This is a genomic window from Pseudomonas sp. X4, assembly GCF_040784925.1.
In the GTDB taxonomy this organism is placed as follows: Bacteria; Pseudomonadota; Gammaproteobacteria; order Pseudomonadales; family Pseudomonadaceae; genus Aquipseudomonas; species Aquipseudomonas putida_Z.
Genome location: NZ_CP160798.1, coordinates 5,188,825 through 5,203,834, shown reverse-complemented (window position 1 = coordinate 5,203,834; position 15,010 = coordinate 5,188,825). Strand labels below are relative to the sequence as shown.

18 protein-coding genes are annotated in these 15,010 nt (G+C 62.6%); 6 read left to right on the top strand and 12 right to left on the bottom strand.

The window, feature by feature from the left end; all coding sequences use genetic code 11:
* Positions 1 to 21: 21 nt before the first annotated feature.
* Complete coding sequence (locus tag ABX298_RS23130; protein WP_075045146.1) at positions 22 to 1,080, top strand: AraC family transcriptional regulator; 1,059 nt, start codon at positions 22 to 24, stop codon at positions 1,078 to 1,080.
* A gap of 152 nt (positions 1,081 to 1,232) precedes the next feature.
* Here the strand turns inward: ABX298_RS23130 and ABX298_RS23125 are convergent, their stop codons facing one another.
* From ABX298_RS23125 to ABX298_RS23095, 7 genes are all read right to left on the bottom strand, one after another.
* Positions 1,233 to 2,243, bottom strand: coding sequence for a YeiH family protein (locus ABX298_RS23125; RefSeq protein WP_075045145.1), 1,011 nt, complete (start codon positions 2,241 to 2,243; stop codon positions 1,233 to 1,235).
* Entirely contained in the window at positions 2,240 to 2,566 is a 327-nt protein-coding gene (locus ABX298_RS23120; protein ID WP_075045144.1) for a Rieske 2Fe-2S domain-containing protein, read from the bottom strand. The genes ABX298_RS23125 and ABX298_RS23120 overlap by 4 nt, the downstream gene beginning before the upstream one ends.
* Positions 2,563 to 3,216 carry a DsbA family protein gene (locus ABX298_RS23115; protein WP_075045143.1) on the bottom strand — a complete coding sequence of 218 codons (654 nt, stop codon included), beginning with the start codon at positions 3,214 to 3,216 and terminating at the stop codon, positions 2,563 to 2,565. Before ABX298_RS23115 ends, ABX298_RS23120 begins: the two co-directional genes overlap by 4 nt.
* Positions 3,213 to 4,529: an MFS transporter gene (locus ABX298_RS23110; RefSeq protein ID WP_075045142.1), complete on the bottom strand. Its 1,317-nt coding sequence runs from the start codon at positions 4,527 to 4,529 to the stop codon at positions 3,213 to 3,215. The genes ABX298_RS23115 and ABX298_RS23110 overlap by 4 nt, the downstream gene beginning before the upstream one ends.
* Positions 4,530 to 4,749: 220 nt before the next feature.
* On the bottom strand, positions 4,750 to 5,802 hold the full coding sequence (locus ABX298_RS23105) for a 3-keto-5-aminohexanoate cleavage protein (protein ID WP_075045141.1): 1,053 nt from the start codon (positions 5,800 to 5,802) through the stop codon (positions 4,750 to 4,752).
* 54 nt (positions 5,803 to 5,856) lie between these two features.
* Positions 5,857 to 6,705 carry a TauD/TfdA family dioxygenase gene (locus ABX298_RS23100; protein WP_013972530.1) on the bottom strand — a complete coding sequence of 283 codons (849 nt, stop codon included), beginning with the start codon at positions 6,703 to 6,705 and terminating at the stop codon, positions 5,857 to 5,859.
* A gap of 13 nt (positions 6,706 to 6,718) precedes the next feature.
* Positions 6,719 to 7,699 carry a quinone oxidoreductase gene (locus ABX298_RS23095; RefSeq protein ID WP_013972529.1) on the bottom strand — a complete coding sequence of 327 codons (981 nt, stop codon included), beginning with the start codon at positions 7,697 to 7,699 and terminating at the stop codon, positions 6,719 to 6,721.
* 229 nt (positions 7,700 to 7,928) lie between these two features.
* Between ABX298_RS23095 and ABX298_RS23090 the strand changes: the two genes are divergently transcribed.
* Complete coding sequence (locus tag ABX298_RS23090) at positions 7,929 to 8,135, top strand: hypothetical protein (RefSeq protein ID WP_025338990.1); 207 nt, start codon at positions 7,929 to 7,931, stop codon at positions 8,133 to 8,135.
* 150 nt (positions 8,136 to 8,285) lie between these two features.
* On the opposite strand, the gene ABX298_RS23085 is transcribed toward ABX298_RS23090, so the two are convergent.
* Complete coding sequence (locus ABX298_RS23085) at positions 8,286 to 8,705, bottom strand: MerR family transcriptional regulator (protein WP_367393697.1); 420 nt, start codon at positions 8,703 to 8,705, stop codon at positions 8,286 to 8,288.
* A gap of 111 nt (positions 8,706 to 8,816) precedes the next feature.
* On the opposite strand from ABX298_RS23085, the gene ABX298_RS23080 reads away from it, so the two are divergent.
* Positions 8,817 to 10,052, top strand: a complete 1,236-nt coding sequence (locus tag ABX298_RS23080) for an NADH:flavin oxidoreductase/NADH oxidase family protein (RefSeq protein WP_367393696.1) — start codon at positions 8,817 to 8,819, stop codon at positions 10,050 to 10,052.
* An 81-nt stretch (positions 10,053 to 10,133) separates the two neighbouring features.
* Complete coding sequence (osmE, locus tag ABX298_RS23075; protein ID WP_137163844.1) at positions 10,134 to 10,490, top strand: osmotically-inducible lipoprotein OsmE; 357 nt, start codon at positions 10,134 to 10,136, stop codon at positions 10,488 to 10,490.
* A gap of 1 nt (position 10,491) precedes the next feature.
* Here the strand turns inward: osmE and ABX298_RS23070 are convergent, their stop codons facing one another.
* Positions 10,492 to 10,851 (bottom strand): hypothetical protein, encoded by a 360-nt coding sequence (locus ABX298_RS23070; RefSeq protein WP_075045136.1) that lies wholly within the window; start codon positions 10,849 to 10,851, stop codon positions 10,492 to 10,494.
* Between the two features lie 134 nt (positions 10,852 to 10,985).
* Between ABX298_RS23070 and ABX298_RS23065 the strand changes: the two genes are divergently transcribed.
* Entirely contained in the window at positions 10,986 to 11,186 is a 201-nt protein-coding gene (locus tag ABX298_RS23065) for a hypothetical protein (RefSeq protein WP_075045135.1), read from the top strand.
* A 484-nt stretch (positions 11,187 to 11,670) separates the two neighbouring features.
* On the opposite strand, the gene ABX298_RS23060 is transcribed toward ABX298_RS23065, so the two are convergent.
* The 3 genes from ABX298_RS23060 to ABX298_RS23050 form a co-directional block, all read right to left on the bottom strand.
* Positions 11,671 to 12,093: an anti-virulence regulator CigR family protein gene (locus ABX298_RS23060; RefSeq protein ID WP_013972524.1), complete on the bottom strand. Its 423-nt coding sequence runs from the start codon at positions 12,091 to 12,093 to the stop codon at positions 11,671 to 11,673.
* A 257-nt stretch (positions 12,094 to 12,350) separates the two neighbouring features.
* The gene (locus ABX298_RS23055) at positions 12,351 to 13,619 is read right to left on the bottom strand and encodes a cation:dicarboxylase symporter family transporter (protein ID WP_367393695.1); all 1,269 of its coding nucleotides are present in this window, start codon (positions 13,617 to 13,619) and stop codon (positions 12,351 to 12,353) included.
* A 27-nt stretch (positions 13,620 to 13,646) separates the two neighbouring features.
* Positions 13,647 to 14,060 (bottom strand): VOC family protein, encoded by a 414-nt coding sequence (locus ABX298_RS23050; protein ID WP_025338983.1) that lies wholly within the window; start codon positions 14,058 to 14,060, stop codon positions 13,647 to 13,649.
* A 90-nt stretch (positions 14,061 to 14,150) separates the two neighbouring features.
* Here ABX298_RS23050 and ABX298_RS23045 point away from each other — a divergent pair, with 90 nt between their 5' ends.
* Complete coding sequence (locus ABX298_RS23045) at positions 14,151 to 15,008, top strand: LysR family transcriptional regulator (RefSeq protein ID WP_286101825.1); 858 nt, start codon at positions 14,151 to 14,153, stop codon at positions 15,006 to 15,008.
* Positions 15,009 to 15,010: the final 2 nt, after the last annotated feature.

Sequence of the window (15,010 nt, the reverse complement as noted above, 5' to 3'; positions counted from 1 at the left end):
CCGCATGGAAAACAACCAAAGATGCCTGCCCTAGTCCGTGCCGCCAGCTTGACCAATTACCTTGAGGTGTCCCGACACCTGGGCCTCAATCCCCATGCACTGTTGGCACAGGTTGGCCTCAGCGCCGCGTTGCTCGATGACCCCAACCGGCGTATCCCGGTTGCCAGCGTCATCACCTTGCTGGAAGCCTCCGCCAGCGCCACCCGTTGCGAAAGTTTCGGCCTGCGCATGGCCGAGTTGCGGCAACTGTCGGACTTCGGCGAAATCAGCCTGCTGCTCAGCCACCAACGCACCCTGCGTGATGCGCTGCAGGTAATCGTGCAGTACCGTCACCTGCTCAATGACGCCTTGGCCATTCATATCGAGGAAGCCGGCAAGACCGTGGTCATCCGTGAGGAGGTGATCAACGAACGCGCGCCCTGCAGCCGCCAGGCCACCGAGCTGGCGATCGGCGTGATGATGCGCCTGTGCGCGGCGCTGCTAGGTGCGCATTGGCACCCGATCAGCGCCAACTTCACCCACGCGCCTCCCGCCGACCTGGCCACCCACCGGCGCATTTTCGGCTGCACGCTGGTGTTCGGCAGCGAGTTCAACGGTATCGTCTGCCCGGCCGCCGACCTCGACAGCGCCAGCCCGCAGGCCAACGAGGCCATGGCGCGCCTGGCGCAGCGCTATCTGGACAGCCTGCCGGCGGGCGGCACGCCGTCCCTGGAGCTGGAGTTGCGCAAGACCATCTACCTGCTGCTGCCCATGGGCCGCGCCACCATCGAGCAGGTGGCACAGACTCAGGGCATGAACGTGCGCACCCTGCAGCGGCGCCTGGAAGAAAGCGGGTTGACCTTCAAGGACCTGATCAACAGCGTGCGCCGTGACCTGGTGATGCGCTACCTGGAGAACCCCGGCTATTCGCTGGGGCGTATCGCCGACATGCTGGGTTATTCGATGCCCAGTTCGTTCACCCGCTGGTTCATCGCCCAGTTCGGCATGCCGCCGGCCAGTTGGCGGGCACAGCGGGCTGGCCCATTGGGGCTGCCATGCAGCCCATCGCCGGCAAGCCAGCTCCCACCTCGACCGTATTGACCTCAAGCCATGCGCTATCCCTGTGGGAGCTGGCTTGCCGGCGATGAGGCCAGAACAGGTATGGTACAAACCCTCGACCCAGCGCGGGCCCTGTGGGAGCGGGCATGCCCGCGAAGCAGGCGCCGCGGAGTGTTGTCACCCACGGTCACTTTCTAAAGGCCCCAGTGCATCAACGCCAGCACCAAAAGCACAAGAAACACGCTCTCCCCCACCATCAACGCAATGGGTTTCAGCCCGACCGAGGCCAGCGCCTTGAGTTGGGTTTTCATGCCCAGGGCACTGATCGCCACCACCAGGCAGCCACGCGACAGGTCGTTGATACCGCCTTGCACTGTGGCGGGTACCCAGCCTGTGCTGTTGACGCACGCCAGCAGCAGGAAGCCGACCGCGAACCATGGCAGCAAGGGTGGCCGCTGCCCGCCTGCCTCGAGGCCCTGGCGCCGGGTGATCATGGCTGCGCAGACAATGACCGGCAACAGCATGGCCACCCGCATCAGCTTGACCACCGTGGCGATATCGCCGGTCTCGGTAGACATGCTGTAGCCCGCCCCCACCACCTGCGCCACATCGTGGATGGTCGCACCGAGGAAGACCCCGGCCTGCGCTGGGGACAGGTGCAGCCACTGGGCAATCATCGGGTAGAGGATCATCGCCAGGGTCGATAGCGCCGACACGCCGATCACGGTGAACAGCGTTGCATGCTCCTTGCGCGGGTGCTGCGGCAAGGCAGCTGCCAGCGCCAGCGCCGCCGAGGCACCGCAAATGGCCGTGGCACCGCCGGTAAGCATGCCGAACAGCCGTGAAAACCCCAGCACCTTGGCCACCACCACCGAGACCAGGATGGTCACCACCACCAAGGTCACGACCAGGGCCACGGGCTTCCAGCCCAGGCTGGCGATCTGGTCCAGGGTGATGCGCATGCCAAGCAGCGCCACGCCCAGGCGCAGTACCGTGCGGGCGGTGAACTCGATACCGGCCTTGCAGGGGCCGTCGACCGCGAGAAAGTTCAGCGCCATCCCCAATAGCAAGGCAAACAGCATGACCGGGGCCGCGTAATGCTCACCGAGGAAACTGGCGGCCGCGCCGACGACAAGGCTGACCACCACCCCCGGGGCGAGGGTGCGGATACGCTGATGGGTAGCGCCAAGTGCCAGTGTATTCATTGCCCCGCCTCCTCACTGTCAAACACGATGTAGACCTGCTCGCCCTGCTGCTCGACCGGGTAGCTGGCAACCTTCAATGCCCTGGAATTGACCAGGTAGCCGCTGGCCAGGTCGAAGCGCAGGCCATGCGCGCAGCACTGGATGACACGGCCTTCCAGCCGCCCGCCGCACAACGACGCGCCCTGGTGCGGGCAGCTGTCTTCGATGGCATAGAGCGAGTCGGCAACGTTGAACAGCGCCACGCTGCGCCCTTCGCAGGCCAACAGCACACGGCCGTCACGTTCCGGCACCTGATGGGGGGCCAATGCAATGCGCCGGGTCATGCCTTCTCAACCTCTTGCAGCGCTTCGGTCATGGCCGCATACAGCACCTCGGCAGGCTGCGCACCCGCAACGAGCGGCCCCTGATTGAAACGGAAGCGCGGCACGGCACTGCCAGCGCGCCCGGCCCCATCGAGGAACGGGCTGCCGTCGTCACGCAGGCAGTCGACCACCTGCGCGGTATCCAGCCCGCAACATTGGGCGATGTCGAGCAAGGTGCGGCTATCCCCCAGATCGCGGCCCTGGTGGAAATAGGCGATGAACAGCTGCGCCAGCAAGGCTTCCAGTTGCGCTGCTTCGAGCAACTGGGCAGCCCGCTGCAGCAGCCGATGGGCATTGCCGGTGTTGGGCATGCGGCGAATACGCGAGAAGTCGATGTCCTCGCCTACCACACGGGCAGCGGCGCGCACCTGGGCCTGGCGCTCGCGTACCGCCTCCTCGCTGCCCAGGCGTTGCAGATAGAAGGCATGGAACGGCACGCCAGCGGCTGGCAAGCCAGGCAACAACTGCACACCTCGCCATTGCAGTAGTACCTGCACTTGCGGCTGTTCGCGCTGCAACAGCAACAGGGCGGCCTGCAGGTGCCGCTGGCCAATCAGGCACCACGGGCAGACGAAATCGAAGAACACTTCAACGGACAACAGCTGTTTCACGGTTTCAACTCCCGGGGTGCGTCGGCGGCGTCGTGTGCCGGTGCATGCAGACGGTCCATATCGCGGTGGTAATGACGTTTGGCAAGGAAAAACACCGCCGCCGCGCCGATGCTCATCAGCGGCACCAGCTGGAAGGCGGCATGCAGGCCGATCAGGTCGGAAACGCGCCCGGTGATCAGCGGCCCGGTGGCCAGGCCCAACAGGTTGTTGGCCAGGGTCAGGGTGGCAAACGCGGTGCCGTGCACCGAGGCGTGGGTGAGGTTGGCGACCATGGCACTGGACGGGCCGTTGGTGCCGGCGGCGATCATCATGCCCAGGCAGATCAGCACCAGTTGGGCGGTGCCGGCTGGCAGCGCGAAAGCGAGGGACAACAACGCGCAGCTGCCCAGGCAGTAGGCGATGGCCAGGCTGATCTTGCGGTCCGGGCGCTGCCGCCCGAGGCGGTCACAGAGCATGGCGCAGAGGATCATGCCGATGCCGCTGCACAGCACGATGACTGCCGCAATAGCCCCGGCGCGGTCGGTGCCCATGGCGTAATAGCGGTTCAGGTAGCTGGGCATCCACACGATCACGGTGCCGCCGACGAACAGCTGCAGCCCGCTGCCGACGTAGGCCGCGATGACCGAACGGCTGCTGTACAGGGTGCGCAGCGGGCGGCCGGCCTTGCCTTGCGACTGCTGCGCGCATTTAGGCGCAATACGCGCCTCCTTGACGATCAGCGGGTACAACATCGCCAGCACCAGGCCGAACAGCGCCATGCCGGCGAATGCCCAGCGCCAGCCCAGGTGCTGGGCCAGTACACCGCCCAGGGCCATGCCCAGCACCGAGCCGAACATGCCACCGGCCATGAACGCGCCGGCCAGGGTCGAGCGCATGTCACGGGGGAACACGGCGACCACCACGGCGATGCCGACACTGCCGTAGGCAGCCTCGCCCACCCCCACCAGAAACCGCGCGACGAACATTTGCGGGTAGTTTTCCGCCAGGGCGCAGCCGAGGGTGGCCAGGCTCCACAGTACTGCCATCAGCACCAGGCTGCGCACCCGGCCGAAGCGGTCGGCCAGCAGCGACAGCGGGAAGGTCAGCAGGCCGACCATCAGCGCGACGATACCGCTGAGCAGGCCGAGCTGGCTGTCGCTCAACGCCCATTCGCCCTTGAGCAGCGGGAACACCGCGTTGAGCACCTGGCGCGACATGTAGTCGGAGATCAACAGCCCAAAGGTCAGGGCGAAGACCACCCAGGCATAGCGCCGGGGGACGCTGTGGGCGGTGTCGGTGCCGGAATCTTCGGCACTGGCGAGATAGGTGGCCATGTTGCCTCCTTGGGGTGTAGGGCGTGAGGTTGTTCTTGTTGTTATGAACTACTGCAAAACCTTGCTCGGTCGCTGTGGGAGCGGCCTTGTGTCGCGAAAGGGCTGCGGAGCAGCCCCAGAAATCAGCGACAGAGCAGTAATTGCTGGGGCTGCTCCGCAGCCCTTTCGCGACACAAGGCCGCTCCCACAAAAAGCATCAGGACCGTGGCACCCTGCTGTATCAACCGCGCTGCGGCACGCCCTTCACACCCGGCTGGCGATTCGGCGCCATGCCGTTGGCCTCGAGGGTCTGCTCGATGCTGTCGTACTGCTGCCCGATGCGATAAATGGCGCGTGCTTCCTTGCCGCTGGCAATCTCGCGGCCCAGCTCATGGGCCACACGCACGGTCTGCTGGATCTGCTGCACCGAGGTGAAGCGCTTGCCATGCTGGTCGATGATGGTGTCTTCGTTGCCGCAGCGTGGGTGCAGGCCCATGGCCAGGGCCATGGTGTTGAACGGCAGCACGTTCTTCAGCAACGATTCGGCGGTCAAGGTGCAACCGTCCGGCGCGCGGTGGATGAAGTTGAAGAAGTTGAACGGGTTGGGGCCGTCGAAACCGCCGCCAATGCCGATCCAGGTCAGGTTCAGCGGGCCCATGTAGTCACCGCGGCGGACGATGCGCTCGAGGGTCTCCAGGGCATGCATGCCGGTCAGCTGGAAATGCGGCTGGATGTTGCTGGCCTGCAGGCGGCGCAGGTGCTCGCGGACCCAGGCCGGGCCGGCCGGCACGGTCATCTCGCTATAGGCGGCATGAATCGCCGGGCTGGCCAGCGAGGTGCCTTCCAGGTACTCGGGGTACAGCAACTCCATGATGTTCATCTGCGTGGTGTTGATGGCCACGGTCACTTGGTCGGGGCGCGGCGTCAGCTCGGCGAGCATGTGCCGGGTGTCGTCCGACAGCCACTTGGCCGCCTCGCCTTCGCTTTCCGGGGCGAAGGAAATCGACCCGCCAACCTGGATGATCATGTCCGGCACCGCTTCGCGCACCCCGGCGATCAGCTCGTTGAACTTGGACAGGCGCTTGGAGCCCTTGCCGTCCAGTTCGCGCACGTGCAGGTGCAATACGGTGGCACCTGCCTCGTAGCAGTCGACAGCCTTCTGCACCTGCTCGTCCATGGTCAGGGGAATGTCTTCAGGGAAGTCTTCGGGCATCCACTCCGGGCCATAGGGGGCCACGGTGATCACCACCTTTTCCATGTTTTCCGGGTGCAACGAATCGTCGAAGAATTGCATGCTGTAGTCCTCGCTATTGTTATTGTGCGGTTGCCGCCAGCGACGGCGACGAACTCAGAACGTGGGGCTGCCCTTGATCCCGGCGCGCTCCATCTTGCGGTGGCACGGCGGGTAGTCCATGACGGCGTAGTGCTGGGTGCTGCGGTTGTCCCAGATCGCCACGCTGTTGGGCTTCCAGCGCCAGCGCACCTGGTACTCCGGCAGGTAGGCCTGGCTGATCAGGTAACGCAGCAGGTCGCTGGCTCCGGGGTTGGCGTCCTGCCCGAAGCGCACCCGCTGCGGGGTGTGGTAGTTGCTGAAATGGGTGGTGAAGGCGTTGACGAACAGCACCTGCTCGCCGGTTTCCGGGTGGGTGCGCACCACCGGGTGCTCGGCATCGGGGAACTGCGCCTTCAGCGCCAGGCGCTTTTCCAGCGGCATGGCGGCGCCAAAGCTGGCCTCGATGCTGTGACGGGCGCGCAGGCCTTCGATCTTGGCCTTCACATCGCCTGGCAGGTTTTCATAGGCCAGCACCATGTTCGCCCACATCGTGTCGCCGCCCACGGGCGGGCATTCGATGCAGCGCAGCACACAGCCCATCGGAGGGGCCTCGCGCCAGGTGGCGTCGGTGTGCCAGGCATTTTCATAGCGGTCGTTGGGCTGGTCCGGGCGCTTGTAGATCTGTACCAGGCCCGGATGCTCCGGGTCGCTGCCGGCCACCGGGTGGTCCTCCAGGTCGCCGAAGCGGCGGGCGAACGCCACGTGTTCGGCGCGGCTGAAGTGCTGGTCGCGCAGGAACAGCACACGGTGCCGGAGCAACTGCGCGCGAAGCTGGGCGAACAGGTCGTCGTCGTGGATCGCGTCGGCCAGGTTGACCCCACTTACCTCGGCACCGATCGCGCAGGTCAGTTGTTCGATGTGCATGCTGTTGCCCTCTTCAGATGACGAAGATCGACGAGCCGGTGGTCTTGCGCGCTTCCAGGTCACGGTGGGCCTGGACGGCATCCTGCAGTGCGTAGTGCTGGTTGATCTCGATACGGATGCGCCCGCTGCCGACGTGATCGAACAGCTCGCCAGCCAGGTCGGCCTTTTCCGCCGGGTCGGCGATGAAGTCGGCCAGTGCCGGGCGGGTGAGCTGCAGCGAGCCCTTGATCGCCAGCAACTGCGGGTCGAACGGCGGGATGGTGCCTGACGCCGTGCCGACGCAAACCATCAGGCCGCGGCGCTTGAGCGAATCGAGCGAGCCCATGAAGGTGTTCTTGCCAACGCTGTCGAACACCACGTTCACCCCTACCCCGTCGGTCAACTCACGCACGCGCGTGGCAACGTCCTCGACGCTGTAGTTGATGACGTGGTTGCAGCCATGGGCACGAGCCACTTCAGCCTTGGCCTCGGTGGACACCGTGCCGATCACGTTCAGCCCCAGCAGCTGCGCCCACTGCGCGACGATCAGGCCGACCCCGCCAGCGGCAGCATGCAGCAGCACGCTGTCGCCGGGTTTGAAGTCATGGAGCCGACGCAGCAGGTAGGCGGAGGTCAGGCCGCGCATGGTCATGGCGGCGGCGGTTTCGAAGGCGATGGTATCCGGCAGCTTGATCAGCGCGGCGGCAGGGATCAGGCGCTCGGTGCAATAAGCGCCCAGGGTGTTGAGGAAGCCGGTGTAGGTGACCCGGTCACCGACCGCCACCTGGGTCACGCCCTCGCCCAGCGCCTCGACCACGCCGGCCGCTTCCACGCCGATGCCGTTGGGCAGCGGGATCGGGTAGGTGCCGTTGCGGAAATAGGTATCGGCGTAGTTCAGGCCCACCGCCACCTGGCGCAAGCGCACCTGCCCCGGGCCGGGCTCGCCGACCTCGGCGTCCTCGTAGCGCAGCACCTCGGGGCCACCGGTCTGATGGAAACGTACGACTTTGGACATGCTTGTCTCTCCAATCATCGATCTGGACGCATGGCGTCAGTTCTGGGTGATTGGACTGTATGCCCTTGGGGTGCGGGGTGCTTCGCATCGGACGACAGCGGGTTTTCATTTGATGACAGTGCGGGTAGCGACCTGCCGATCACGAAAACCGGGTTTTATTCATGAGTCTCCTTGATGGTTATCCATGGCCAGACTAATACTTAAGTCTCTGCCTGGGGAGGCACGAAAAATGCAACCAAGATTCGTTATCGTTCCCGCTGTGCCGATCGAAAAGGAGTCGTTCCGCGTGGGTAGCCGCTATTACGCCGCTACCGTTTGTGGGGGTTTCGACATTTACGATAACCAAGCGAAGGAGCGGCTCAAGCCCAGTTATCCAAGCAGGACGGATGCGCTGATGCAGTGCGAGCAGATGAACAAGCGCGGTGATGCAGGCTGATCGCGCAAGCAATAGCCTTGCTCGATCCCTGTGGGAGCGGCCTTGTGTCGCGAAAGGGGTGCGCAGCGCCCCCGAGATTTCAGCGTCAACACTCAAATTGCGGGGCCGCTTTGCGGCCCTTTCGCGACACAAGGCCGCTCCCACAGGGGGTCACTTGTTCGTGGCCTCGCCCTGCTGCCAACCGGCAATCAGGCGCTGGGCATTCTCCTCGCAATCCATCCCCTGCGGCTTGTCTTCCATGCCCGCAATAACCGCCAGCAACTGCGCGCGGTTGTGCGCCAGCCGCTGCTGCATCGCTTCGATCTCCGCCACCTTGCGCTTGAGGCTGCGCAGCAATAAATCATGCCCACCCGCCGCAGCCCCGGAGGCGTCGGTGAGTTTGCGCATTTCTTCCAGGCTGAACCCGGCCTGCTGGCCGCAGGTGATGACCTCCAGCGCCCGCACCACCTGCTCCGGGTAATCCCGGTAACCATTGCCCAGGCGGCGCGCAGTAATCAGTCCGCTGGCTTCGTAAAAGCGGATACGCGATGCACTAAGCCCCGTGCGTCGCGCCAGTTCACCAATTTTCATTGCGGCAGCATTCCCCTCTTGACCTTAAAGCTGACTTTAACCTTAGCCTTCTCCCGAACCTAGCCCACGCGCGCAAAAACCGATGCGTGGCAACCCTTTGCGGAGATCGCCATGACGCCGTTCCAGCCCCTGCACCTGCCCAATGGCAGTGTCATCCCCAACCGCATCGCCAAGGCGGCGATGGAGGAAAACCTGGCCAACCCGGACCAGACCCCTTCCGACCAGCTGCTGCGCCTTTACCAGGCTTGGGCCGAGGGCGGTGCCGGGCTGTTGCTGACCGGTAACGTGATGGTCGACCCTGGCGCCATGACCGGCCCGGGTGGCGTGATGCTCGATGCCAGCCAGCCACTGCAACGTTTTCGCGACTGGGCGCGCATCGGCCGCGCCCACGGCGCGCAGTTCTGGATGCAGATCAACCACCCGGGCCGGCAGATGCAGGCCAACCTCGGCCAGCCCACCGTGGCGCCTTCGGCCATTGCCCTGGACATGGGCGGTTTGTCCAAGCTGTTCCCCTTGCCCAAGGCACTGGACGAAGCCGAGATCGGCGCGTTGATCCAGCGCTTCGCCCGCACTGCGGCGCTGGCTGAAGAAGCTGGTTTCAGTGGCGTACAGATTCACGCTGCCCACGGTTACCTGCTGAGCCAGTTTCTTTCGCCTCTGAGCAACCAGCGCCAGGATCGCTGGGGTGGCAGCCTGGAAAATCGCGCGCGGTTGCTGCTGGAGGTGGTCAAGGCCGTGCGTGACGTGGTTTCGCCCGGTTTCGCCGTGGCAGTGAAACTGAATTCGGCGGATTTCCAGCGCGGCGGTTTCGAACCGGCGGATGCGCGCCAGGTAGTGCTGTGGCTGAATGAATTGCCGGTGGACCTGGTGGAGCTGTCGGGCGGCAGCTATGAGGCACCGGCGATGCAGGGTGATGCCCGCGATGGGCGCACCCTGGCTCGCGAGGCCTACTTCCTGGAGTTTGCCCGGGAAATAGCCGCCATCGCGAAGATGCCGGTGATGGTCACCGGCGGTATCCGGCGGTTGCCGGTGGTCGAGCAGGTGCTGGCCAGCGGTGTGGCCATGGCGGGGATTGCCACGGCGTTGGCAGTCGAGCCTGCCCTGCCCCGGCGCTGGCAGCACGGCGAGCCGACGGCAACCGCCGAACTGCAGCCCATTCGCTGGAAGCGCAAGGCCTTTGCCGCACTGGCCTACATGGCCCTGGTGAAATTGCACATGCGCCGTCTGGCGGCCGGCAGCCGGCCCAAGGCGCATGCGTCGCCCTTGCGCGCCTTGTTGCTGGAGCAAGGCTGCACGTTACTGCGGGTGCGGCAGTACAGGCGTATGATGAAAAGCCGAGCGGATTGATGGTGTGATCGCAGAGCCAGGGGTCGCACATTCGCGCGGGGAGCACCTGCCTTCATCGGCGTCCTCTACCGGAGCACTGCCATGAACAAACCCTTTCACGCGCTGATCCTTGCACTGGCAGCGCTTTCTGCCTGCTCGTCCAATTCCGCGCTGTACCACGACCAGCCGCTGGTGGCGAAAGTCGCCAACGGCATGAGCAGAGACCAGGTCATGCAGATCGGCGGCAAGCCCGCTGCCGAGACCGAGCGCACAGTGGTGCCCGGTACCTGTTTCGACTACATGTTGACCAAAGCCGACAACCGGCAACCCTACAGCGTAAGTTTCGACGGCACCGGCAAAGTGGACAATACCGCTTTCATGACCTGCGCCGAGTGGAGCAATGCTCAGCGCAGGGCCCGCCTGCCCAGCATGGGCGGCTCTAGCGGATCGGGTTACTGAGTCAGTCCAGACATTCCCTGGCAGCCTGGCGCAATTTGTCGCCAGACAGGAAGCTGCCCTTGTAGAAGGTCGCGCGGCTGCCCTCGCGGGAATCGACTACGTCCAATACATCATCGGATGCCACGGCGCTGGGAGCCGTCAACCGGTAGCCGTGGGCAATCGATTTCTGCGTGGCCTGTGGCGCCAGCGCTTGCCACTTGGGCAGTACGCAGGCGGCGTACTGCTGGGGCGATTTATGGGTCAGTTTGCTGGCAGTGGGTTTGCCAGGGGTTGCGCAGCCGGCAAGGCCGGTGACCAGTACAGCGGAGAGAACGATACGAAAGGTAGACATTTGCAATTGGCCGTCAAGAATACGCTGCATTCTAACGGGGGTTGTATTGGCTTACCAATCAACCAAAGTCTCGCTGCACGGGCCGCAACTGATATTTCTGCCAGTGGCCTGGGTGAGTGAAGGCTGGGAAAGTGCATCTGCCAATAGCCTTCGGAGCACTAACCATGCAAAGGAACACCAACAGAATGCAATTCTTCTATCAAAATGGAAAACTGATCTCTCTGACGGTTGGTGAACAAGGTCGCAGCATTTTCCGTATTACAGATGTGCCACTCGCCGAACTGCGAACGGAAGGCATGCACTCCAGCGGCTTGCTGGCGACGGACGATAAGGGTTCAGTGCTGAACGTGCAGGAAAACTCCTGATTCTGGGGGAACGGGCGCTATCGAGAACAGGCGCAGCCGGTATCAGCCACCGCGTCGCCTGCTTCGCGGGTGAACCCGCTCCCACAGGGACCCCATCAGCCGAAAGAATGCACCGCTCCCACAAGGACCCCACTTGCTGAAAGAATGCGCTGTCCCTGTGGGAGCGGGCGCGCCCGCGAACACCGGCGCAGCCGGTGCCAGCCACCGCGTCGCCTGCTTCGCGGGCATGCCCGCTCCCACAATGACCCCACCTGCCGAAGGAATGCGCTGTCCCTGTGGGAGCGGGTTTACCCGCGAACACCGGCGCAGCCGGTGCCAGCCACCGCGTCGCCTGCTTCGCGGGCATGCCCGCTCCCACAAGGACCCCACCTGCCGAAAGAATGCGCTGTCCCTGTGGGAGCGGGCGTGCCCGCGAACACCGGCGCAGCCGGTGCCAACCACCGCGTCACCTGCCGGGGGCGCTCGCTGACACCTGCGCCTGACGTCAATCCAGCGCGCCGTTCAACACCTCGTAGATAATCCCCGTAGCAACTGCCACCAGGATCAGGTCCGCACCCGCCTGCATCCATTCATAGCCATCGTAATGAGGCAGTTGCCCCAGCAGCCTGCCATCCAGCTTCTTGGCGATACCCGGCGGCAGTGGTTTGCCACGGGCCAGGTTCTTCTGAATGCCCGGGGGCAGCGCCGGCCCTGCGCTCCAGTAGCTGCGGTGCCCGTCAAGAATGCCAAGCACATCGCCACGGTTGATCGACGGCCCACCATACGAGCCCCCGTGACCTTGACCATGCTGGCCCTTGTCCTTGCCGTGGCCCTGCCCTTTACCATTACCCGGGTCGGCATAAGTGAGCGCCGGCCCCACTGCCAGCGCGATCGAGGTAGCGATAACTGCCCATCGACGCTTTGCCATAGCTGTTTCCTTACACCAGAGACGTCCCAGCACTGTAGACCAAAACCCGGTTCAGGGTGAAAGTCCCCAAACCCGGGTCAGGGCTTGGCACTCCGATAGAGCATGATGGCTGCCACATCGAGTGCCAACACGGCAACGGCGAAGAGAAACATGAAGTACAGATCTTCTGGAAACATGGCCGTATCCCCAAATGGGCAGGTTTTCAGGGATGCAGCAATTCCCGTTCCAAACGCCTGGCTGAACGAGCCTCCCCTCTGCTATCGAGATGATTGCTCCGTAACCACGACATCAGCCGGTAATGTTCCAGCGCGGCTTTCCCATTTTGCGACCACGATCGGCGCCAGCGCATTGCCGAGTACGTTCAGTGCCGTAACGGGCATGTCCATCAATCGATATACCCCTGCAATCAGGCCCACGCCTTCCAATGGCAAACCTGCCGCTGTCAGGGTTGCAGTCAGAATCACAAACATGAACCCGGGCACCCCGGCAGCGCCTTTGGACGTCAATACCATGATGAATACCAGCATCACCTGGTCGGCCAGGGCCAGTTCAATATTGTAGGCCTGCGCGATAAACAGCGTACCCAGGCCCGCAAACAGCGACGCGCCATCCAGATTGAATGAATAACCCAACGGGATCACCAGCGACGTGATCGGTCGCGGCACACCCCGTGCTTCGGTCTTGGCCATCAATTGCGGCATGACGGTGGCAGAACTCGCGCTGCTGAAGGCCAGTATCAGTTCATCCTTGAAGGCCTTGATGATCTCGAAGATATTCTCGCCAACAGCCCTGGCAACAAGGCCCAGCACGGCAATCGCGAAGAACAGTACCGCCACATAAGTAATGGCTGTCAGCTTTGCCAGCGGCATCAGTGAATCAATCCCGAAGGTCGACACGGTTACAGCTATCAGGGCAAAGATGCCGATCGGTGAGTAGGCCATGACCATATGAGTGACCTTGAACATGGTATCCACTACCGTCTGCAGCACGGCAACCAAAGGCTGCCTCCTGGGTTCATCCAGCGTAGACAGTGCCACCCCGAACAAGATGGCGAAGAACAGTACCGACAACAGCTTCGCCTCTGCCATTGCGGCCACTACGTTATCAGGAATGATGCCCAACAATACCTTGCCGAGCCCTGCCGAACCATTTTGCACCGGTGGCACTGCTTCACTCGCCGATGAAACGGCGAAACCCGCACCGGCGCCTGGCTGGAGCACGTTACCGACCAACAAGCCGAAAATGATTGCGACCCCAGTCACGACAAAGAAATAGACAAGGCTTTTTGTTCCCACCCGCCCCAGGGCGCGCTTGCCAGAGCCGGCTATGCCTACCACCATGCAGGAAAACACCAGCGGCACGATGATCATTTTCATCAGTTTTATAAACGCATCGCCCGCCGGCTGTAGCACTTGCTCGATCCACCACCCCTTGTAATCGGGAAAATGATTCAACAACACGCCAACGCATATACCGACAGCCAGACCAATTGCAATTTGCGTGATTAAATTTATTTTTATTCTCACAGGACTGATCTCTGTTTTTATAAGACACTAGGAAGCAAAGACTGCATTCAAATTCTTGAACCCCTTGATTTCGATCGGATTACCACTTGGGTCCAGGAAAAACATTGTCCTCTGCTCGCCAGGCTCACCCTCGAAACGTACAACCGGTGGAATTTCGAACTGCACGCCCAGAACTTCAAGGCGTTCAGCCAAGGCTTGCCAGCGATCCAAAGGCAATATCACCCCGATATGAGGCATCAGTACAAGGTGCGGGCCGACCTTGCCAGTGCGGCTGGTTTCAAAGGGTTTGCCCACATGCAGAGATATCTGGTGACCAAAGAACTCGAAGTCTACCCACGTATCAGTGCTACGCCCCTCGACACAGCCAAGAACCTCTTTATAGAATTTTCTTGCTTCATCCAGATCTTTGACATGATAAGCAACATGAAAGGGTGTCAACATGATGGTACTCCTCGAACGGAGCCACTATCCTCACACCGCCCGGCATTCATGTACACCAACTGACACTTGGTCTGAGCATAAGCATTTCTTATGGACATTCAAAATCTGGAAAGCCTCATATCTGTTGTTGAATGCGGTTCCATTGCGGGTGCGGCAAAGAAAGCAAATGTTTCAGCCGCCGCAATAAGTTTGCGCATTCGAAACCTGGAGAAACACTTGGGCTGCACTCTCTTCAATAGAGAGGCACACGCGATAAGGCCGACAGAAAAGCTGCTGGCATTGATTCCACGGATACGTTGCATCGTCGAGCATGCCAATCAGCTCAGGAACGACCTGAACGCCGATACGCTGACCGGGGAACTGCGCATTGGCGCCATATCAACCGCCCTAACCGGCCTTGTACCGGCAGCACTGGAGCATTTGTCATCCTCCGCGCCCGACCTCAAACTCACCATCACGCCCGGTGACTCGAAACTGCTTCATGACAAGCTGATCAATCAGGAACTGGATGCGGCAATTCTGGTGGCGCCACCCTTCAAGACAGCAAAATCGTTGAGAACGCTCACGTTGCGCAGCGAACCGCTGTGCTTGTTGGCACCTGCCGCGGCCTCCCGGGCTGAAGCGCAGGCAATGCTGGCCACCGGGCCCTATATCCGATACGCCGTCGATTCCTGGGGCGGCCTGATAACCCAGCGCTATCTGGACGATCTGGGTCTCGCGCCCAGCGTGGCTTGCGACCTGGATGCGCTCGAGGCCATCAGCCTGCTGGTGTCGCTGGGGCAAGGTGTTTCCTTGGTACCGCAATGGCCGTCATTGCTGGAGCAATCGCCAAACGCCCTCATTCTGACCGATGACCCAAGGTACTGCCGCGACATAGTGCTGGCCTACAGTGCCGGCCATCACCGCACGTCGGCAATCAAGCTGCTGGCATCCGTACTGATGGCCTGACA

Coding starts and splice junctions, on each gene's coding strand:
- ABX298_RS23130 (WP_075045146.1), top strand. CDS start 22: ATGCCTGCCCTAGTCCGTGCCGCCAGCTTGACCAATTACCTTGAGGTG.
- ABX298_RS23125 (WP_075045145.1), bottom strand. CDS start 2,243: ATGAATACACTGGCACTTGGCGCTACCCATCAGCGTATCCGCACCCTC.
- ABX298_RS23120 (WP_075045144.1), bottom strand. CDS start 2,566: ATGACCCGGCGCATTGCATTGGCCCCCCATCAGGTGCCGGAACGTGAC.
- ABX298_RS23110 (WP_075045142.1), bottom strand. CDS start 4,529: ATGGCCACCTATCTCGCCAGTGCCGAAGATTCCGGCACCGACACCGCC.
- ABX298_RS23105 (WP_075045141.1), bottom strand. CDS start 5,802: ATGCAATTCTTCGACGATTCGTTGCACCCGGAAAACATGGAAAAGGTG.
- ABX298_RS23100 (WP_013972530.1), bottom strand. CDS start 6,705: ATGCACATCGAACAACTGACCTGCGCGATCGGTGCCGAGGTAAGTGGG.
- ABX298_RS23095 (WP_013972529.1), bottom strand. CDS start 7,699: ATGTCCAAAGTCGTACGTTTCCATCAGACCGGTGGCCCCGAGGTGCTG.
- ABX298_RS23090 (WP_025338990.1), top strand. CDS start 7,929: ATGCAACCAAGATTCGTTATCGTTCCCGCTGTGCCGATCGAAAAGGAG.
- ABX298_RS23085 (WP_367393697.1), bottom strand. CDS start 8,705: ATGAAAATTGGTGAACTGGCGCGACGCACGGGGCTTAGTGCATCGCGT.
- ABX298_RS23080 (WP_367393696.1), top strand. CDS start 8,817: ATGACGCCGTTCCAGCCCCTGCACCTGCCCAATGGCAGTGTCATCCCC.
- osmE (WP_137163844.1), top strand. CDS start 10,134: ATGAACAAACCCTTTCACGCGCTGATCCTTGCACTGGCAGCGCTTTCT.
- ABX298_RS23070 (WP_075045136.1), bottom strand. CDS start 10,851: ATGCAGCGTATTCTTGACGGCCAATTGCAAATGTCTACCTTTCGTATC.
- ABX298_RS23065 (WP_075045135.1), top strand. CDS start 10,986: ATGCAAAGGAACACCAACAGAATGCAATTCTTCTATCAAAATGGAAAA.
- ABX298_RS23060 (WP_013972524.1), bottom strand. CDS start 12,093: ATGGCAAAGCGTCGATGGGCAGTTATCGCTACCTCGATCGCGCTGGCA.
- ABX298_RS23050 (WP_025338983.1), bottom strand. CDS start 14,060: ATGTTGACACCCTTTCATGTTGCTTATCATGTCAAAGATCTGGATGAA.
- ABX298_RS23045 (WP_286101825.1), top strand. CDS start 14,151: ATGGACATTCAAAATCTGGAAAGCCTCATATCTGTTGTTGAATGCGGT.